A 19514-nucleotide genomic window follows, 5' to 3' on the forward strand; every position below is an offset into this window, starting at 1 on the left:
CTAGATAAAAACTCTGATGAAAGGAATTGTACTAATTCATGTCAATGATTGAAATGAAAGACGTTGTTAAAAAGTATGACAACGGGACAACTGCTCTACGTGGTGTATCTATACATATCGAACCAGGTGAATTTGCCTATATTGTAGGACCATCAGGAGCAGGTAAATCAACCTTTATTAGACTCCTCTATCGTGAAATTAAAATCGATAAAGGAAACCTTGCTGTAGCAGGTTTTAACTTGGGAAAAATCAAGAAACGGGATATTCCAATGCTACGCCGTAGAGTCGGTGTGGTTTTCCAAGACTATAAACTACTTCCTAAAAAGACCGTTTATGAGAATATTGCCTATGCTATGGAAGTTATCGGTGAGCATCGTAGAAATATTAAGAAACGCGTCATGGAAGTTTTGGATCTGGTTGGCCTTAAGCACAAGGTTCGTTCCTTCCCTAATGAGTTATCAGGGGGAGAACAGCAACGGATTGCGATTGCGCGTGCCATTGTTAACAATCCCCAGGTCTTGATTGCTGACGAGCCGACTGGTAACTTGGATCCAGATAATTCATGGGAAATCATGAATTTGCTGGAGCGCATTAACCTGCAAGGAACTACAGTCCTGATGGCGACTCACAATAGTCAGATTGTAAATACCCTACGTCACCGCGTCATTGCTATCGAAAATGGTCGTGTGGTGCGTGATGAGGCGGAAGGAGAATACGGATACGATGATTAGAAGGTTTTTCCGTCATTTGATTGAATCGCTTAAGAGCCTTAAGCGGAATGGTTGGATGACAGTCGCAGCTGTGAGTTCAGTTACGATTACTCTCAGTTTAGTTGCTATCTTTGCCTCTGTTATTTTAAATACCGCAAAGCTAGCGTCTGATATTTCAAACAACGTTCGTATTGTTGTCTATATGCGCAAAGACATCGCTGACAACAGCAAAACAATCGTTAAAGAAGGTCAGACCGTTAAAAATAATGATTACCATAAGATTTATGACGCCCTAACTTCGATGGATCATGTCTCAAAGGTTACTTATTCAAGTAAAGAAGAACAGTATGAAAAGCTGACAGAGACAATGGGAAGTGAGTGGAAGGTCTTTGAGGGGGATTCAAACCCGCTTTATGATGCTTATATTGTCGATACGACAGAGCATAAATACGTAGATTCTGTTGCGGCAGAAGCCAAGAAGCTGGAAGGCGTTTCGGAAGTGCAGGATGGTGGAGCTAATACGCAAAAACTGTTTGCCTTATCTGATTTTATCCGAGTATGGGGACTGGTAGGGGCAGGCTTGCTCATCTTTATTGCAGTCTTCCTGATTTCCAATACGATTCGGATTACTATTATTTCACGGAGTCGTGAGATTCAGATTATGCGCTTAGTGGGTGCAAAAAATAGCTATATCCGCGGTCCCTTCCTATTTGAAGGCGCTTGGATCGGTTTGCTAGGTTCAGTTTTGCCAGTAGTTTTAGTTTATTTTGGTTATAATATGGCCTATCAAACCATGAATAAAAATCTCGTTGCGCAAAATCTTTCCATGATTGAGCCACACCTGTTTGTCCCTGCTATGATTGGGGCTGTGTCAGTCTTGGGAATCTTTATCGGTTCACTTGGTTCATCCATTTCTATGAGACGATTTTTGAAGATTTAATAAAAAAACAGCCTACAAAGGCTGTTCGGATTGAAAACAAACATCATTTGGTGTTTGTTTTTTTATTGTATTAAAAATATAAATTACTACTATCGCTTTGTTTTCGAGAGGCCGAGGCTGATTATAATGAGGGTAAAAAAGAATGCAGACAAGAGGCCTTTTGTGGTACTGTTTAGAAAAGGCTTGTCAAAAACATAAAAATTATAAGCAGAAAAACCTAATCCAAGGAGAGTTAGTATAGATGAAATAGCCAGCAGAATTAACAAAATTTTTCTTTTATCCATCATGAAGACCATCCTTTGTTTTCTATGAACCAAGTATATCATATTAAGCAAAAAGCGACATGACATGAAAGACAGGTTCTAGAGCAATTTCCTGACTTTTTCTAAAAGCTCCTCTTTTCATTCTTACATAGAAATAGTCATTTACTAGATAAAAAATGAGGCAGTCTTGATTTCTGCCTCGTTATTAGTTTATTAGAAAAATGGATTGAAATTCTTTTCGTGACCAATCGTTGTGTCATTTCCATGGCCGGGATAGACACGATAGTCTTTGGGCAAGACAAATAATTCTTCGCGGATGCCAGCAAGGAGCTGGTCCATATTACCAGTCGGTAGATCTGTTCTGCCGATAGTTTCACGGAAGAGGGCATCACCAGTCAGGACGACTTGCTCTTCTGGGAAAATAATGGAAACTCCTCCGATAGAATGACCAGGTGTCTGAACAGCATAAAAATGAAAGTCGTCCAGTTGGTAGTCTTGGTGATAGGCGAAATAATATTCAGCAGGTCTGAGAATGACGTCTTCCAAATCTGCATGGCGGTCAAGACCTGAAAGATTATCAGTAGGAGTATAGAGCCAGCTTGCTTCGCTCTCCGCTACATAGACGGGCGGATTGGCAAAGTTATCTCGGACCTTATCCAGACTCATAATATGATCGTAATGCGTATGAGTCAGCAGAATAGCAGTGATGGGCTTAGCAATTTCTTCTAGCTTGCGTTGGATCTTCCGCCAGTCGCTGCCTGGGTCAACTACGATGACATGACGGTCATTTTCAAGGATATAAGTGTTTTCAAAAGCGATGAGATTGACAATTTTGTGAACTTTCATTGGGCTTCCTTTGCGTATGTTTTCTCAATAAAGAGTGTAACAAAAAAGCAGAAATTTTGCACAAAATTTATTTTAAGGCTCAGCTCATTTTCAGATGTCTCAGGCTGGCATTTGTGATATAATCATAGCAGTATGACACAATCGAACTATAAATATGCTGTCATCGACTTGGAGGCTACAAGTGCGAACAGCAATGCAAAAATTATTCAAATCGGCATTGTCATCATTGAAAACGGGGTGATTTGCCAAACGTATGAAACAGATGTGAATCCGCATGAGGCTCTGGATGAGCATATTAAGCAGCTGACAGGATTGGATGATCAGCGCTTGCGTCAAGCTCCGGACTTCTCACAGGTTGCCCGTGAAGTTTACGAGCTGATTGAGGATGCGATTTTTGTCGCTCATAATGTCAAGTTTGATGCTAATCTCTTGGCAGAAGCTCTCTTTTGGGAAGGCTTTGACCTGCTGACTCCGAGAGTGGATACGGTTGAACTAGCTCAGGTTTTTTACCCGACCTTTGATAAATATGCCTTAGGCAATCTGTGCGAACTTCTGGAGATTCCTCTGGAAAATGCTCACACAGCTTTGGCAGATGCTCAAGCGACAGCTCAGCTATTTCTAAAAATCCAAGAAAAGATGGCTGGACTGCCAAAGGCTTTGCTAGAGAAGGTTCTGGAATTTTCCGATAGTCTCATCTATGAGTCACGGCTAGCGATCGAAGAGATTTTTCAGTCGATGCCAGAGGATTCTGGTCAGGATTTGCAGGAGACGCATGGCATCTTTTTGAAAAGGCCGAAAATCTTGCCGCCTGAGAAGAAACTTTCACAGGACTTTCTGACCAACCTTTATCTGCTGGGGCTGGACGAGCGCCCTGAGCAGTTGAGATTTGCGCAATATGTGACTGAGGCGCTTAGTCAGACTGCGGCTAGCTTTTTGGAGGCCCAGACAGGGCTTGGCAAGACCTTTGGCTATTTATTGCCTATTTTGGCTCATGGTCGGGAAAGAGTCTTGGTAACCGTTCCAACGAAGATTTTACAGGATCAACTGATACAAAAAGAAGGTCGACTCTTAGAGGAAGTCTTTCATATCTCCTTTCATAATCTCAAAAGTCCCGAAAATTATCTGAAATTAGATTATTTTTATCAAAGTCTATCGGTACTGGACGATAATCGACTTGTTAATCGTTGCAAAATGCAGCTTTTGGTTTGGCTGACAGAGACCAAGACGGGTGATTTAAATGAAATCGGTCAGGCTTATCGTTTCGAGTCTTACTTTAGCCAGATACGCCATGATGGGAAATTAAGTAAGCATTCGCTCTTTTATGAAGAGGATTTTTGGCGACTGGGGCAGGTCAAGGTGGCCAGCAGTCGTGTCGTGATTACCAATCATGCTTATCTTTTGACGCGCTTAGAAGATGACCAGTCTTTGCTGGACAATCGGATGCTGGTAGTGGACGAGGCTCAAAAAATGTTTTTTGCCTTGGAAAGTTTTTCGCAAGCCAGTATCAATTTGACCAAGCAATTGCAAACTATCAGTCAAGCTCTACAGACAGAAAAACGGATTTTACAAGAACGCCTCTTGCAAAGCATCCAATTTGAACTGGCAGATGCTGCCGAAAAGCAACGGGGTAAGACCAGTGAATTGGATTCCAAGAAGATAGCCAAGCTGCGTCAGGATGTGTCTGAGCTGGATGAGAGCTTATTGCCAGAGCTCAGGGAATTGTTTTCAACCAAGTACCAATACTATTGGCTAACGGAAGAACAATTTGCAGATCATCGGGTGACAAGGCTTCATGCTGGGCGCTCAGAACTCATGAGATTTAAGGATTTCCTGCCTGATACCGTCAAGGTTATCTTAGTCTCCTCTACTTTGGAGATTAGTTCCAAGGTAAATTTGCCTCAATTACTAGGTTTTGAGGATTATCATTTTTATAAACTTCCTCAGCAAAAGAAGCCCCAGCAGAAACTTTTTTTAGATCTAGATTTTCCAGATGTGGTGGAGTTATCAACGCAGGAATATGCTGAGAGGATTGTCGCAAGTTTGGAGAGCTTAGCTCCACTGGATTTGCCGATGGTGGTTCTCTTTACCTCCAAGGATTTATTGCTGGCCACTTCAGACCAGCTGACCTTGCCGCATTTGGCCCAGTATAAGAACGGCGAGCCAGCCAATATCAAGCGGCGCTTTGACAAGGGAGAGGCACCCATCTTGCTAGGAGCAGGCAGTTTCTGGGAAGGAGCGGATTTTGCTCAGCAAGAGCAAATCATTCAGCTCATCACGCGGATTCCTTTTGATAATCCCAAAGATTTCTTTGTGCAAAAAATCAATCATCATCTGAAGGCAGAAGGCAAAAATCCTTTTTACGATTATCAGTTGCCGTCAGCTATTTTACGATTGAAGCAGGCTATGGGGCGAACCCGTCGCAATGAACATCAGAAGTCGGCGGTTATTCTTCTAGACAAGCGTATTTCAACCAAGCGCTACGGTCGGCAAATCCAGCAAAATCTAAATCAGCTGGCATCTCTAGAAATGCTTTCGAAACAGGATATTTTAAAGGAATTAAAAGAATTTTTCGATTAAAACTGCTTGAAAACAGTCAATTTTATCTGGCTGTTTTTCTAAATGATTGCAAATTTTCTCGGCTACTGATGCCAAAAATCTGCTATAATGAAAAGAATAGGAAGAAGGTTATGACGTGAAAAAGAATCTACCAGGAATTGCTCTATCATTTGCGATAGCGGCTGTTTCCATTTGTTTAGGAAATTGGTTTCCGCTGATTGGATCCAGTGTGTTTGCCATCATTTTAGGAATTTTGCTCAGTAATTCATGGAAACTTCCAGTTTCCTTTCAGCCGGGCTTGACCTATTCAGGAAAGAAACTGCTTCAATATTCTATTATCTTTTTAGGTTTTTCTATGTCAATCGGAAAGGTCTCTGCGACGGGTTTGTCCTCTCTGAAGATTAGTATTTTGACTATTTTGATCGCTTTTTTGGCGGCTTATGCCGCTGGTAAATTCTTCAAGATGAGACGTGTTTTAACCATTTTGATTGGCTTTGGAACGGCAATCTGTGGTGGTTCAGCTATTGCAGCAGCTTCGCCCATTTTAGAAGCAGAAGAAGAGGAGATTGCACTTTCTATTTCAACCATCTTCTTTTTCAATATTTTAGCTGTTTTCATCTTTCCTTTTTTGGGTCATCTCATGCAGATGTCCGATGGATATTTTGGAACTTGGGCAGGGACGGCCATCAATGATACTTCGTCAGTCGTTGCAGCAGGTTATACTTACAGTCAAGCGGCGGGAGATTTGGCAACCATTGTCAAACTAAGTCGAGCTTTGATGATTGTACCCGCCTGCCTCATCTTTGCAGGTTATCGCTATGTCCTAGATAAGCGGTCAGCTCAAAAAGTAGACCTCAAGAAGATTTTTCCCTGGTTCATTCTGTGGTTTGTTATGGCTTCTGTTGTGAGCAGCTTGGGAATTTTTCCATCAAATCTAGTTCCTTACACAAAACTCTTGTCCCAATGGCTGATGGCTATGGCCTTAGCCGGGATTGGAGCTAAGGTTTCATTCAAACAGTTCAAGGAAGCTGGAGCTGGTCCTTTATTAACCGGGGCTTTTGCTTGGTTCTGCGTCGCAGTTTCTAGCTTGATTATCCAATATTTTTTGTAAGAAAGGAAAATTATGCCTTCACAGCAAAGAACATTTGAGTCTCGGATTGATTACAGCTTGCTTTTACCTGTCTTGCTCTTACTATCAATCGGAGTTACGGCTATTTATATAGCGGTTAGTCATGATTATCCAAATAATATCTTGCAGATTGTTGGTCAGCAAGTAGTTTGGATTTTATTAGGCTTTCTGATTAGCTTTATCGTTATGTTTTTTAACACTAAGTTTCTTTGGAAGATGACACCTTTTCTGTATCTTTTAGGCTTAGGACTTATGGTTCTTCCGCTTGTATTTTATAGTGAGAGCTTAGTGGCTTCTACAGGGGCGAAAAACTGGGTATCTATTCGCGGTGTTACTCTCTTTCAGCCATCTGAATTTATGAAAATCTCATATATTTTGATGCTGTCACGAGTTGTAGTGAAGTTTCTGCAGCAAAATAAAAAATATGAGCGAACCATTGCTTTAGATCTCTTTTTGATTGTAAAATTAGCATTATATACCTTACCTGTTTTGTTGCTTTTGGCCTTGCAGAGTGATTTGGGGACAGCTCTAGTATTTGCTGCGATTTACTGCGGCATTGTTCTCTTATCTGGTGTTTCGTGGAAGATTATTCTACCGGTTTTCTTGACAGTATCCCTTCTTTTTACTGTCTTTATGTTGATCTTTATTTCAAATGGTGGGCGTGCTTTTCTACATGGTTTAGGGATGCCGACTTACCAGATTAATCGGATCTCAGCCTGGCTCCATCCTTTTGAATATGCTCAGACAGTAACCTATCAGCAGGCACAGGGACAGATTGCTATCGGAAGTGGTGGTTTGCTAGGTCAAGGATTTAATGTCTCAAATCTTCTAGTACCTGTCCGTGAAAGTGATATGATTTTCACCGTGATTGCAGAGGATTTTGGTTTTCTTGGTTCGAGTTTGGTGATTGTTATTTATCTGTTCTTGATTCATCGTATGCTTCAGATTACTATTAAGTCCAACAATCAGTTCTACACCTATATCTCTACTGGTCTCATTATGATGCTACTCTTTCATATTTTTGAAAATATTGGTGCTGTGACAGGGATTTTGCCTTTGACAGGGATTCCACTCCCCTTCATTTCCCAAGGGGGGTCCTCTATTGTCAGCAATCTCATCGGAATCGGCCTCCTACTGTCTGTCTCTTATCAAAATAGCCTAGAAGAGGAGAAGCATGCGGTGACTCCACCTGTTCGTAAAAAAATTGTACTTAGAAAAATAAAATAAGAAGTGGATACCTTGTATCCTAGAAAGGTGTTTTACATGAAAAAAGTAGCTCTTATGTTAGCCAATGGCTTTGAAGAAATTGAAGCCCTCACTGTTGTCGATGTCTTGCGTCGCGCAGGCTTTATCTGTGATATGATTGGTTTTGAAGAGGCTGTGACAGGCTCTCATCAGATTACTGTCAAAGCCGATCAAGTCTGGAATGGGAATCTATCTGCTTATGATATGGTTGTTCTTCCAGGCGGTATGCCAGGATCAACAAATCTGCGTGATGATGACCACCTGATGGAAGTTCTACAGGAATTTCAAGCAGAAGATAAATTTGTCGCAGCGATTTGTGCGGCTCCGATTGCTCTTGACCGCGCAGGTCTGCTGAATGGCAAGAACTTTACTTGCTATGATGGAGTGGAAGCCAACATTGAGAACGGTAGCTATCAGAAGCAGACCGTTGTCGTAGATGGAAAGTTAATCACCAGCCGTGGCCCATCTACAGCCCTACCTTTTGCCTATGAGTTGGTTCACCAGCTAGGCGGAGATGCGGATCAATTGGCAAGTTCTATGCTTTTTAAAGATGTTTTTGAGAAGTAAAAAATTCACTCGATTTTCGAGTGAATTTTTTCTGTCTAAGTTGGATGAAAAATCGATGAAAATATGCTATTTCATCATAAATAAAAGCCCTTTTTTTCAAAAAATATGATATAATAAAGGGTATGAATTATCAAGATTACATCTGGGATTTGGGTGGGACTCTCTTGGATAATTATGAGACTTCAACCGCAGCTTTTGTCCATACCTTGCAGGACTTTGGTCTGACTGGGAGTCATGATGAAGTTTATAAGGCTCTCAAGGTCTCAACAGATTATGCAGTCCGCCAGTTTGCCCCTGGAAATAAGGAATTTTTAAAGTCTTATAAGGCGAATGAGGCCAAGGAATTAGAACATCCGATCTTGTTTGAGGGAGCTTCAGAATTATTAGCACAAATTATCCAGCAGGGTGGTAGAAATTTTTTGATTTCTCACCGAGATGATCAGGTGTTGGAGATTTTGCAGAAGACGCAGATCAGTGCTTATTTTACAGAAGTAGTGACAGCTACTAATGGTTTTAAACGCAAGCCAGATCCTGAGTCTATGCTGTATTTAAAAGATAAATACCAGATTGAGTCTGGGCTGGTTATAGGAGATCGGCCGATTGATACCGAAGCTGGTCAGGCGGCAGGATTTAGTTGCTATCTCTTTGATAATATGAGAAATCTTGAAGAATTTGTAGATATTGAACTAGAAAAGGAATAACATGACAGAAGAAAAGCAACAAGACATACAAGCGCAAGAATATGACGCCAGTCAGATTCAGGTCTTGGAGGGCTTAGAAGCCGTTCGAATGCGCCCTGGTATGTATATCGGTTCGACCTCTAAGGAAGGTCTGCACCACTTAGTATGGGAAATTGTTGACAACTCGATTGATGAGGCGCTGGCTGGCTTTGCCACTCACATTCAAGTTTTTATTGAAAAAGATAATTCGATTACAGTTGTTGACGATGGTCGAGGCATTCCGGTTGATATTCAGGAGAAAACAGGCCGTCCGGCTGTGGAAACCGTCTTTACTGTCCTTCACGCAGGAGGAAAATTCGGCGGTGGTGGCTACAAGGTCTCAGGAGGTCTGCACGGTGTAGGCTCTTCCGTTGTAAATGCCCTATCCACTCAGCTGGATGTCCGTGTTTATAAAAACGGACAGATTCATTACCAAGAATACCGTCGTGGTCATGTAGTCGCGGACTTAGAAGTCATTGGCGAGACAGATCGTACAGGTACGACCGTTCACTTTGCACCGGATCCAGAGATTTTCACTGAAACAGTAGAATTTGACTTTGAGAAGCTTAATAAACGGGTGCAGGAATTAGCTTTCCTTAATCGTGGTCTCAGAATTTCCATCACAGATAAGCGAGATGGAATGGAGCAGGTCAAGGATTACCACTATGAGGGTGGGATTGCCAGCTATGTCCAATACATCAATGAAAACAAGGATGTAATCTTTGAAACGCCGATTTATACTGACGGCGAAATGGACGACATTACGGTTGAAGTCGCTATGCAGTACACGACTGGCTACCATGAAACAGTTATGAGCTTTGCCAATAATATCCATACCCACGAGGGTGGAACGCATGAGCAAGGTTTCCGGACAGCCCTGACACGGGTCATCAATGACTATGCCAAGAAAAACAAACTTCTCAAAGAAAATGAGGACAATCTGACTGGGGAAGATGTGCGTGAGGGACTGACAGCAGTCATCTCTGTCAAGCACCCCAACCCTCAGTTTGAAGGTCAGACCAAGACCAAGCTGGGCAATAGCGAAGTAGTCAAGATTACTAATCGCCTCTTCAGTGAAGCCTTCTCTGATTTCCTTTTGGAAAATCCTGCGGTGGCTCGAAAAATCGTTGAAAAAGGAATTTTGGCTTCTAAGGCTAGAATTGCTGCCAAGCGAGCTCGGGAAGTAACCCGTAAGAAGTCTGGCTTGGAAATCTCTAATCTGCCAGGAAAATTGGCTGACTGTTCGTCCAACAACCCACAGGAAACAGAACTCTTCATCGTGGAGGGGGACTCAGCAGGTGGTTCAGCTAAGTCTGGGCGTAACCGTGAATTTCAGGCTATTTTGCCGATTCGCGGTAAAATTCTCAACGTTGAAAAAGCCAGCATGGATAAGATTCTGGCTAATGAAGAAATCCGCAGTCTCTTTACTGCTATGGGAACTGGTTTTGGGGCTGACTTTGATGTCAGCAAGGCTCGCTATCATAAATTAGTCATCATGACCGATGCAGACGTGGACGGAGCTCACATTCGGACTTTGCTCCTAACTTTGATTTACCGCTACATGAAGCCGGTTCTGGAAGCAGGCTATGTCTACATCGCCCAACCACCCATCTACGGTGTCAAGGTCGGCAGCGAGGTAAAAGAATACATCCAGCCAGGTGCTAATCAAGAAGAAGAACTGCAAGCTGCTCTTGAGCGCTATAGTGAAGGTCGCTCTAAGCCGACGATTCAGCGCTACAAAGGTCTGGGAGAAATGGATGACCATCAGTTGTGGGAAACGACTATGAACCCAGAACACCGTCTAATGGCGCGAGTTTCTGTCGATGACGCAGCAGAAGCTGATAAGATTTTTGATATGCTGATGGGAGATCGTGTAGAGCCTCGTCGTGACTTTATCGAAAAAAATGCAGTATATAGCACACTTGATGTCTAAAAAGTTAGAAAAAACAACCATTACAAATGAATTTGTGATATAATCAATATGTTTGCTTTTTAGTAAAAGAATGAAGGAGTTTTATATGTCTAATGGACTGATTATTCTCATTATTGTAGTAGCGGCACTATTAATTTTAGGCTATTTTACTGCTATCTATATGAGAAAACGAAATGAAGCGAAGCTTCGAAGTTTGGAGGAGAAAAAAGAGGAACTTTACAATCTTCCCGTGAATGATGAAGTGGAAGAAGTTAAAAATTTACATTTGATTGGGCAAAGTCAAGTGACTTTCCGTGAGTGGAATCAAAAATGGGTAGACCTCTCTTTAAATTCATTTGCTGATATTGAGAACAATCTCTTTGAGGCAGAGGGCTACAATAATTCTTTCCGTTTCCTCAAAGCTAAGCATGCGATCGAAAATATTGAAAGTCAAATTGATTTAATCAGTGAGGATATTCATGCAATTCGTCAAGCTTTAGAAGATCTGAAAAAACAAGAATCTAAAAATAGCGGACGAGTTTTACACGCCCTAGATCTGTTTGAAAATTTGCAGCATACTGTAGCTAGCAATCCTGATGCTTATGGTCAAGCACTTGCAGAAATTGAGAAGCAGATGGAAAATATTGAGTCTGATTTCTCTCAATTTGTTACCCTCAATTCTTCTGGGGATCCTGTTGAAGCAGCGGAAATCTTGGACAAGACCGAAGATCGTATCCTAGCTTTGACGCAGATTGTTGAAAAAGTTCCAGCAATTGTGGAAGATTTGACTAAGAAGTTGCCAGATCAATTAGAAGACTTGGAGTCAGGTCACCGTAAGTTATTGGAGACCAATTATCATTTCATCGAAACAGATTTGGAAGCACGTTTCCAACAACTTCATGCTAGTTTGAAGCGAAATGAAGAAAATCTTGCGGCTTTGGAATTGGATAATGCCTTGTATGAAAATGAGCAAGCTCAAGAGGAAATGGATGCTCTTTATGCCATCTTCACTCGAGAAATTGAAGCTCATAAGATGGTTGAAAAGTTAGTCAACTACCTTCCAAATTACTTGGCTCATACTAAAGAAAATAATCAACAGCTGCAAAATGAAATGGAACGCTTGTCACATTCATTCTTATTGTCAGAACCTGAGATTAGCCATGTTAGAGATTTAAAATCTGAACTATCTGCTCAAGAAGAAGTCGTTCTGACTGCTCTCGAAGATGCAGGTGAGATGAAGAAGCCATTCTCACTTGTTAAGGAAGAGTTGGAATCCATTCAAGCTCGTTTGAGAGAAATCGAAGATGAACAAGTTGAACTTGGTGAGCAACTAGATAAGATTGAAAAAGACGATGCCAATGCTCGTCAAAAAGTTACGATTTATGCCAATAAATTGCATACAATCAAGCGTTTTATGGAAAAGCGCAATTTACCAGGTATTCCAGAGTCCTTCTTAACCATTTTCTTTGGTGCAAGTGACTATATCGAAGAGCTTGCAAGAGAGTTGGAGGCAACTCGTGTGAATATTGACTCTGTTAACCGGTGGTTGGAAATCTTGGCAAATGCCATGAATGATTTGGAAGAGGAGACTTATCGAATTGTTCAAAATTCCACATTGACAGAGCAGTTGTTGCAGTATTCTAACCGTTATCGTTCGTTTGATGACAATGTGCAGGCAGCCTTCAATGAATCCCTTCATGCTTTTGAAGTTGAATTTGATTATGCAAAATCTTTGGAAATCATTTCAAAAGCCTTGGATGTTGTTGAGCCTGGGGTTTCAGCTCGTTTCATCAACTCATATGAAAAAACACGCGAAAATATTCGCTTCTAAGAAAGTTCCTTCGGGAACTTTTTTTCTTTGCAATCTAGCTTGTCTTGTCACTGAAAATCCTGTATAATACAACAAATTACAGAAAATATGAGGTGAACAGATGAGTCAGATCAAAGGCTTATTGGTGATGGATGTAGATAGCACGCTTATTATGGAAGAGGGCATTGATTTGCTGGGCGAGGAAGCTGGAGTTGGGAAGCAAGTGGCTGCTATCACTGAGCGAGCTATGCGCGGGGAATTGGATTTCGAGGCAGCTTTGCGGGAGAGAGTTTCCCTTTTGGCGGGGCTTCCAGAAACTATCTTTTCTCAGATAGCTGACAAGATTCATTTCACGCCTGGTGCTAAAAAATTAGTAGATGAGCTACATGCGCGTGGTTACAAGATTGGTTTGGTTTCGGGTGGTTTTCATGAAACGGTGGATAGACTGGCTGAAGAGCTAGGAATTGACTATGTAAAGGCCAATCGCTTAGAAATCAAGAATGGCTTGCTTACAGGTCATGTGTTGGGAGACATTGTTAGCAAAGATACTAAAGTTCAGATGCTGAAAGAATGGGCTCAAGAAAACAATTTGGGATTAAATCAAACCATTGCTATGGGGGATGGCGCCAATGATTTGCCTATGATTCAAACGGCAGGTATTGGAATTGCTTTTAATGCCAAGCCAATTGTAAGAGAGCAAGCGCCCTATCAAATCAATGTTTATGATCTCTATCAAGTAATGGATATTTTGGATGGGAAGGAAAAACAGGAGGCGCGATGCATATCTTGTTAGCACCAGATTCTTTTAAGGAAAGTTTGTCTGCTGTTCAGGTAGCAGAAGCCTTGAAAGAAGGTTTTTCCCAAGCCTTGCCAGAGGCGACTTTTGACTTACTGCCTATTGGAGATGGCGGCGAAGGGACTGTGGCTGCCTTGATTTCGGCTATGAAGCTAAAAGAGTTTCGTCACTGGGTGACTGGGCCTTTCGGCCAGCCAGTCGAAATGAAATATGCAAGACAAGACCAGCTCGCTCTCTTTGAAATGGCAGATTTAGTGGGACTGGCTTTAATTCCTAAAGAAAAACGTGATCCCTTAGGCTTGGAAACGAGAGGTCTGGGAGAGCTGATTCTTCATTTAGCTGAAAATGGAGTCAGGAAGATTCTGGTCGGTGTTGGAGGATCGGCAACGAACGATGGAGGTATCGGTATGGCAGCTGGTCTGGGCTATGAATTTTTTGATGAAAGCAATCATCAACTGCGGCCTGTCGGCTCTTCTCTAGGGAGAGTTGTCCGAATTTCTGCGGACCGTGTTCCAACTTGCTTGGATGATATAGAAATTGAGATTTTGACAGATGTTTCCAATCCTTTATGTGGTCAGCAGGGAGCGACGCAGGTCTTTGGACGACAGAAAGGACTGTCTGAATGGCTTCTTTCATCTGTGGATCAGGAAATGAGGAACTTCTATGAGCTGGCCAATCCACAGATTTTTACCCAAGCTGGTGCTGGTGCAGGAGGAGGCATGGCAGCAGGGCTGGTCACATTTGCTAAGGGGAAAGTCGTGTCAGGAATTGACACCTGTCTGGATTTGCTGGATTTTGACCGCAGGGTTAAAGAAGCGGATTTAGTTGTTGTTGGTGAGGGGCGCATGGATCAGCAGTCTTTGGCAGGAAAGGCTCCAGTTGGAATAGCAAGGCGGACGCCAAAAGAGATTCCTGTTCTTGCGATTTGTGGCAGTTTGGCTGATGATTTGCCTCCATTTCCTTCGGAGAATATCCATGCAGCTTTTCCCATTATCTCGCAAGTGGCAGATTTGGACGTAACCTTAGCTCAAGCGAGGGAAAATCTGGTTCGTACAGCTCGCAATATTGGCAACCTATTAGCCATCAAAAAAAGAGAGTGGGACAGAAATCGGTAATTCGTTAGAATTCGATTTCGTCGTCCCACCTCCGCACAGTTGAGCAGGGCTGTAAAAGCTGATGAAATCAGCGTAGTAGAGCCAGCTCAACCACTGCGTCTTGCTCGACAATCCAAAGACAATTAAGAGGCTAGGACTTTTGTCCCAGCCTCTTTTTTCAGTAAATATTCGACTTCTTTGACGATTAATCCGTTTGCAAATTCAAATAGATCGCAGGAAAGGTCTCCGTGATCATTGACCAAAACTGTTAGAATCCGATTTTGCTCGGAATTGCTGTGATAGTATTGGCAACTAAACTGGGCGAAACTGTCCTGATAGGCCTCCTGTATCCTGTGGAGGTAGGCTTCTTTTCCTTGAATGATTTCTGAGGATTCTCCATGCAGCTCCCAGACGACATGCTCGTCTAAAAAAGTTTGATAAATGTCCCAATTACGCTGATTTTCCGCCTCGAAAAAGGTAAATAATTTCTCTAAATTTGTCATTTATGAAACATTTTTTTCCAAAGGGAGGTCTTCTTGAGGGGAGATGGTTTACTATCTGCTGGGTGGAGGACATCGGCAAATTGCTTGCTCAAGTCCTTTTCTTCCACAGTCACAGGACGATCACTATGGATCACCAACCCGAAAGGAGAGGATTGGCAAAAAGCAGAGACGATGGTGGCCTCGCAGCCTAAGTCTTTGGCGGTTTTTAGGTAGAAAACCTGCTGGCTGGATATGACTTCAGGCGATATTTTGACTGTGACGGGCTGGTAGCTTTCAGTGATCTTCTCAACTATTTCTTTAAAATGCTGCTTTAGAAGAGTAGAATTGGCATCAGAAATAGAGCAGTAGCCAATCACCCGCTCTTCAAAAGTTTCCAGAAATTTGCGTTGTTCATCAGGATTGAGCTTAGCATTTCCCTGAGATTTTTCCATGATAATGTTATTTAGATCTGTCATGTTTCTAGTATATCATAAATAAAGGATTTCTGATTTTCAAACTGTTAAGAAAAAGATAGGATGTAACCGATTGCATTTCAAAAATTGTGATTTTTCACGCAAAGGCACTGTTTTTCCTTGAAAAAAAAGCGCTTTTGAGGTATCATAGACTAGTAAATAATTTTAAACAATAAGGAGAGTCAAAATGTCAATTATTACTGATGTTTACGCTCGCGAAGTCCTAGACTCACGCGGTAACCCAACACTTGAAGTAGAAGTTTATACTGAATCAGGTGCTTTCGGACGTGGTATGGTTCCTTCAGGAGCTTCTACTGGTGAACACGAAGCAGTTGAACTTCGTGATGGTGACAAATCTCGTTACGGCGGTCTTGGTACACAAAAAGCAGTTGACAACGTGAACAACGTTATCGCTGAAGCTATTATCGGTTACGATGTACGTGACCAACAAGCTATCGACCGTGCAATGATCGCTTTGGACGGTACTCCAAACAAAGGTAAATTGGGTGCGAACGCAATCCTTGGTGTGTCTATCGCCGTAGCTCGTGCTGCTGCTGACTACCTTGAAATCCCACTTTACAGCTACCTTGGTGGATTCAACACTAAAGTTCTTCCAACTCCAATGATGAACATCATCAATGGTGGTTCTCACTCAGATGCTCCAATCGCTTTCCAAGAATTCATGATCGTACCTGCTGGTGCACCATCATTCAAAGAAGCTCTTCGTTGGGGTGCTGAAATCTTCCACGCTCTTAAGAAAATCCTTAAATCACGTGGTTTGGAAACTGCTGTTGGTGACGAAGGTGGATTCGCTCCTCGTTTCGAAGGAACTGAAGATGGCGTAGAAACTATCATTGCTGCTATCGAAGCTGCTGGTTATGTTCCAGGTAAAGACGTATTTATCGGATTTGACTGTGCATCATCAGAATTCTACGATAAAGAACGTAAAGTTTACGACTACACTAAATTCGAAGGTGAAGGAGCTGCTGTACGTACTGCTGCAGAACAAATCGACTACCTTGAAGAGTTGGTAAACAAATACCCAATCATCACTATCGAAGATGGTATGGACGAAAACGACTGGGACGGTTGGAAAGCTCTTACTGAACGTCTTGGTGGTAAAGTTCAATTGGTTGGTGACGACTTTTTCGTAACAAACACTTCTTACCTTGAAAAAGGTATTGCAGAAGGTGCTGCTAACTCAATCCTTATCAAAGTTAACCAAATCGGTACTCTTACTGAAACATTCGACGCTATTGAAATGGCGAAAGAAGCTGGTTACACTGCCGTTGTATCACACCGTTCAGGTGAAACTGAAGATTCAACAATTGCTGACATCGCAGTTGCAACAAACGCAGGACAAATCAAGACTGGTTCACTTTCACGTACAGACCGTATTGCTAAATACAACCAATTGCTTCGTATCGAAGATCAACTTGGTGAAGTTGCTGAATACCGTGGATTGAAATCATTCTACAACTTGAAAAAATAATTCCTTCTAATGGAATGAAGCAAATCCCTTGAGGCCAACTCAAGGGATTTTTAATAAATAAGGGGAGACTTTTGGGATGCTTTATTTTACTCTGTATATCCTAAGCAGAGAGTGGCCAGCTCTTACTGTTTTATTTATAGGCCTCTTTTTGGCTTATAAACGCAAATCAAGCTCTCTGGCGCTTTTGGCAGTTCTATTATTTCTTATAATCACCAGTATATTCTGGTATCCTCAGTTCAGCCCATGGTTTGCTTTTCCCTTTTTGTTTCTTGTTTCCTATTTATTTGTAAAAAGATATAGGTGGGTTCTTTATCCCGTTCTTGCTCTAGGAGCCTTGTTAGTGGCATTTTCCCCTATTCTTGGATATCTTTTCACGGTTTATGTTCCAGTGACTCAGTATGCCTATCTTGAGGAAAAAGGGCAGACAGTTGTGGTTAGGGAAGATTACTATGGAGCATTTTTTAGTGAAAGCGATATAGAAATCACGACCTATGTAAATGGTCAACTCCCTCTTGCCAATAAGCTAGTTTATGAAAAGGTTGACTTACATGATTTTAATAAGAATAAAGATGTCGATAAGGATATTTTTCTTGCTCAACCATTGACAAGAGAACGACTGGAAGAATTAGATGATTTTATGAATCGGAAATGGGCTAAATAAGGTCTAATCAAATAAAAAAGCTATTGGAATTTTATCCAACAGCTTTTTTAAATAATATTTTAGAAAATAGATTTAACTTTGTTGATGACGTCGTTGAGCCCTTTTGAATTTGCTACTAAATCTTTTGCCTTATCTAAGTATTCGCCTAGCTCATCTTTGTGGTCTTCGACAAACTTCTTAGCTGCATCAAAATCTTTCTTTTCGATCAATTCTTTGACTTGGTTAAACAATTCTACTGGATTCATTTTGAATGCTCCTTTGATAATTTTCTTTTGATTATTGGAAGGTCACGCAGACAGCTTCTGGCACATAGAAATCATGAGAAATTTCTGTTAATCGGCCTGTTTCAGAATCGCGTTTGAAGACAGTTGCATTGTCCGAATCTTGGTGGGCAGCGATAAGGTAGTTTTGGTCAGGTGTAATATTGAAATCGCGCGGATTTTTACCCTTTGTTGGCGTGATTTCAACGAGCTGTAGACTTCCATCAGCTAGAATTTGATAAACAGCTATTGAGTCATGACCGCGGTTAGAGCCATAGAGGAATTTCCCATCAGCAGAGAGACGGATGGCTGCAGTGCCGTTAAAATCTTCAAATCCTGCTGGGAGAGTTGAGATGGTCTGTAGGTGTTCAAACTGACCAACACCATCATAAATCAATACTTCGATAGTAGAGTTTAGTTCGCAGATAAGGTAAGCAATTTTATAGTGGTTATGAAAGACAATGTGGCGTGCCCCGGCCCCAGCCCCAGCAGCACATGTGTAGGTGGCCAATTTGTTCAGTTGTCCGTCTTCCGTCACATCGTAGGTAGTGACTTGATCTGTTCCGAGGTCACAAGTAATCAGATATTGATCGGGAGTCAAGTCAGCATAGTGGACATGGGCAGAGGCTTGATTGGCGTGAGGTCCTTGCCCGACATGGGTGTCTGAATCAGCCAGTTTTAGACTGCCATCTTCTTGCTGCTTGTAGACCAGCACTTGTCCCTTGTGGTAGTTGGCCCCGTAGACAAGTCCTCTTTCTTTATCTACAGCAACATAGCAAAGCGGCGCGCCCTCTTCAACCACATGATTGAGAAGCTGTCTCTTTTGGTCATAGGCTGCAATCCCCCCTTGTCCGTCTTTGGCACCAACGGTGTATAGATGACCAGCTTGGTCAAAGGCTAGATAAGTGGGACTTGGCTCTTCGGCTACTAATTCTAAGTTTGAGAGTTGTCCTTTTTCAGTGTCAAAATCTGCCTTATAAATCCCTTGGGAATCTCGTCGGGTGTATGTTCCAAAATAAACTGTTTGAGTCATGTTTCCACCTCATTTTTTTAAATCAATCTATTATACCATAAAACGACTTAAGAAGCTGTTTGGATAGGAAAAGTCCTGTATCTAGAGGAGAATCCCAAATTTTATCAAAAAATAGATAAAAAATAGATGGCGGGTAGGAAGGGGATAGACCACTTTGATAGAATGGAATTGTTCAAAAAAACAAATACGATCAGGAAAGCTCAAAATTCCTGTTTTCTAAAACAAAGGAGAAATCAAATGAACGTAAAAAAATTCGCTATGCTTGTAACTCTTATCGGAATGTCTGTCTTCTTCCTAGCTGCATGTGGTTCTAAGAATGCTGACAATAAAGAAATTAGTGATGGAAAAAAAGTAGATTTTAAGAAAGATGCTGTTGATCAAAAAACGAAAACAGTAGACGGCAAGGAAGTGACAGAGTACACCATGCCGGACGGAAACGTGATTCAAATCCCAGCGGATGGAGAAGAATTACCAACAGATGAATCTGAATCAACTGATAAATAAAAGTTAGAACTTGTAGGTTGGA

The 19514-nt window shown here is 41.7% G+C and carries 19 protein-coding genes; 14 read left to right on the forward strand and 5 right to left on the reverse strand.

Going from position 1 to position 19514, the window contains the following annotated elements:
• The first annotated feature begins 38 nt into the window (after positions 1 to 38).
• Both ftsE and ftsX read left to right on the forward strand, forming a co-directional pair.
• On the forward strand, positions 39 to 731 hold the full coding sequence (gene ftsE, locus HBA50_RS03790) for a cell division ATP-binding protein FtsE (protein ID WP_045496731.1): 693 nt from the start codon (positions 39 to 41) through the stop codon (positions 729 to 731).
• Positions 724 to 1650: a permease-like cell division protein FtsX gene (gene ftsX, locus HBA50_RS03795; RefSeq protein ID WP_005589699.1), complete on the forward strand. Its 927-nt coding sequence runs from the start codon at positions 724 to 726 to the stop codon at positions 1648 to 1650. The genes ftsE and ftsX overlap by 8 nt, the downstream gene beginning before the upstream one ends.
• 476 nt (positions 1651 to 2126) lie before the next feature.
• On the opposite strand, the gene HBA50_RS03800 is transcribed toward ftsX, so the two are convergent.
• The gene (locus HBA50_RS03800; RefSeq protein ID WP_045496734.1) at positions 2127 to 2759 is read right to left on the reverse strand and encodes an MBL fold metallo-hydrolase; all 633 of its coding nucleotides are present in this window, start codon (positions 2757 to 2759) and stop codon (positions 2127 to 2129) included.
• A 132-nt stretch (positions 2760 to 2891) separates the two neighbouring features.
• Between HBA50_RS03800 and HBA50_RS03805 the strand changes: the two genes are divergently transcribed.
• The 9 genes from HBA50_RS03805 (at position 2892) to HBA50_RS03845 (ending at position 14608) form a co-directional block, all read left to right on the forward strand.
• Entirely contained in the window at positions 2892 to 5336 is a 2445-nt protein-coding gene (locus HBA50_RS03805; protein WP_045496737.1) for a bifunctional DnaQ family exonuclease/ATP-dependent helicase, read from the forward strand.
• Between the two features lie 115 nt (positions 5337 to 5451).
• A complete protein-coding gene (locus tag HBA50_RS03810) occupies positions 5452 to 6426 on the forward strand; it encodes a YeiH family protein (protein ID WP_045496740.1) in 975 nt (324 codons plus the stop codon).
• A 12-nt stretch (positions 6427 to 6438) separates the two neighbouring features.
• A complete protein-coding gene (locus tag HBA50_RS03815) occupies positions 6439 to 7671 on the forward strand; it encodes an FtsW/RodA/SpoVE family cell cycle protein (RefSeq protein ID WP_045496743.1) in 1233 nt (410 codons plus the stop codon).
• A 36-nt stretch (positions 7672 to 7707) separates the two neighbouring features.
• The gene (locus HBA50_RS03820) at positions 7708 to 8256 is read left to right on the forward strand and encodes a DJ-1 family glyoxalase III (protein ID WP_045496746.1); all 549 of its coding nucleotides are present in this window, start codon (positions 7708 to 7710) and stop codon (positions 8254 to 8256) included.
• 122 nt (positions 8257 to 8378) lie between these two features.
• Complete coding sequence (locus HBA50_RS03825) at positions 8379 to 8957, forward strand: HAD-IA family hydrolase (protein WP_045496749.1); 579 nt, start codon at positions 8379 to 8381, stop codon at positions 8955 to 8957.
• Between the two features lies 1 nt (position 8958).
• The gene (gyrB, locus tag HBA50_RS03830; protein ID WP_045496752.1) at positions 8959 to 10908 is read left to right on the forward strand and encodes a DNA topoisomerase (ATP-hydrolyzing) subunit B; all 1950 of its coding nucleotides are present in this window, start codon (positions 8959 to 8961) and stop codon (positions 10906 to 10908) included.
• 85 nt (positions 10909 to 10993) lie between these two features.
• A complete protein-coding gene (gene ezrA, locus HBA50_RS03835; protein ID WP_045496755.1) occupies positions 10994 to 12718 on the forward strand; it encodes a septation ring formation regulator EzrA in 1725 nt (574 codons plus the stop codon).
• A 100-nt stretch (positions 12719 to 12818) separates the two neighbouring features.
• On the forward strand, positions 12819 to 13490 hold the full coding sequence (serB, locus tag HBA50_RS03840; protein ID WP_045496758.1) for a phosphoserine phosphatase SerB: 672 nt from the start codon (positions 12819 to 12821) through the stop codon (positions 13488 to 13490).
• Positions 13475 to 14608 carry a glycerate kinase gene (locus tag HBA50_RS03845; RefSeq protein ID WP_045496761.1) on the forward strand — a complete coding sequence of 378 codons (1134 nt, stop codon included), beginning with the start codon at positions 13475 to 13477 and terminating at the stop codon, positions 14606 to 14608. Before serB ends, HBA50_RS03845 begins: the two co-directional genes overlap by 16 nt.
• 122 nt (positions 14609 to 14730) lie before the next feature.
• Here HBA50_RS03845 and HBA50_RS03855 read toward each other — a convergent pair whose 3' ends face one another.
• Both HBA50_RS03855 and HBA50_RS03860 read right to left on the reverse strand, forming a co-directional pair.
• Positions 14731 to 15090 carry a nuclear transport factor 2-like protein gene (locus HBA50_RS03855; RefSeq protein WP_045496763.1) on the reverse strand — a complete coding sequence of 120 codons (360 nt, stop codon included), beginning with the start codon at positions 15088 to 15090 and terminating at the stop codon, positions 14731 to 14733.
• A complete protein-coding gene (locus HBA50_RS03860) occupies positions 15087 to 15545 on the reverse strand; it encodes a DUF1694 domain-containing protein (RefSeq protein ID WP_045496765.1) in 459 nt (152 codons plus the stop codon). Before HBA50_RS03860 ends, HBA50_RS03855 begins: the two co-directional genes overlap by 4 nt.
• A 184-nt stretch (positions 15546 to 15729) precedes the next feature.
• On the opposite strand from HBA50_RS03860, the gene eno reads away from it, so the two are divergent.
• Positions 15730 to 17034 carry a surface-displayed alpha-enolase gene (gene eno / locus HBA50_RS03865; RefSeq protein ID WP_015604660.1) on the forward strand — a complete coding sequence of 435 codons (1305 nt, stop codon included), beginning with the start codon at positions 15730 to 15732 and terminating at the stop codon, positions 17032 to 17034.
• Positions 17035 to 17110: 76 nt separating this feature from the next.
• Complete coding sequence (locus HBA50_RS03870) at positions 17111 to 17695, forward strand: hypothetical protein (protein WP_045496769.1); 585 nt, start codon at positions 17111 to 17113, stop codon at positions 17693 to 17695.
• Positions 17696 to 17754: 59 nt separating this feature from the next.
• Here HBA50_RS03870 and HBA50_RS03875 read toward each other — a convergent pair whose 3' ends face one another.
• Both HBA50_RS03875 and HBA50_RS03880 read right to left on the reverse strand, forming a co-directional pair.
• On the reverse strand, positions 17755 to 17940 hold the full coding sequence (locus tag HBA50_RS03875) for a hypothetical protein (protein WP_005589722.1): 186 nt from the start codon (positions 17938 to 17940) through the stop codon (positions 17755 to 17757).
• A 31-nt stretch (positions 17941 to 17971) separates the two neighbouring features.
• Positions 17972 to 18988 (reverse strand): lactonase family protein, encoded by a 1017-nt coding sequence (locus HBA50_RS03880; protein WP_045496772.1) that lies wholly within the window; start codon positions 18986 to 18988, stop codon positions 17972 to 17974.
• 237 nt (positions 18989 to 19225) lie between these two features.
• Here HBA50_RS03880 and HBA50_RS03885 point away from each other — a divergent pair, with 237 nt between their 5' ends.
• A complete protein-coding gene (locus HBA50_RS03885) occupies positions 19226 to 19492 on the forward strand; it encodes a hypothetical protein (RefSeq protein WP_005592220.1) in 267 nt (88 codons plus the stop codon).
• Positions 19493 to 19514: the final 22 nt, after the last annotated feature.

Origin of the sequence: Streptococcus cristatus ATCC 51100 (assembly GCF_011612585.1) — a bacterium.
In the GTDB taxonomy this organism is placed as follows: Bacteria; Bacillota; Bacilli; order Lactobacillales; family Streptococcaceae; genus Streptococcus; species Streptococcus cristatus_H.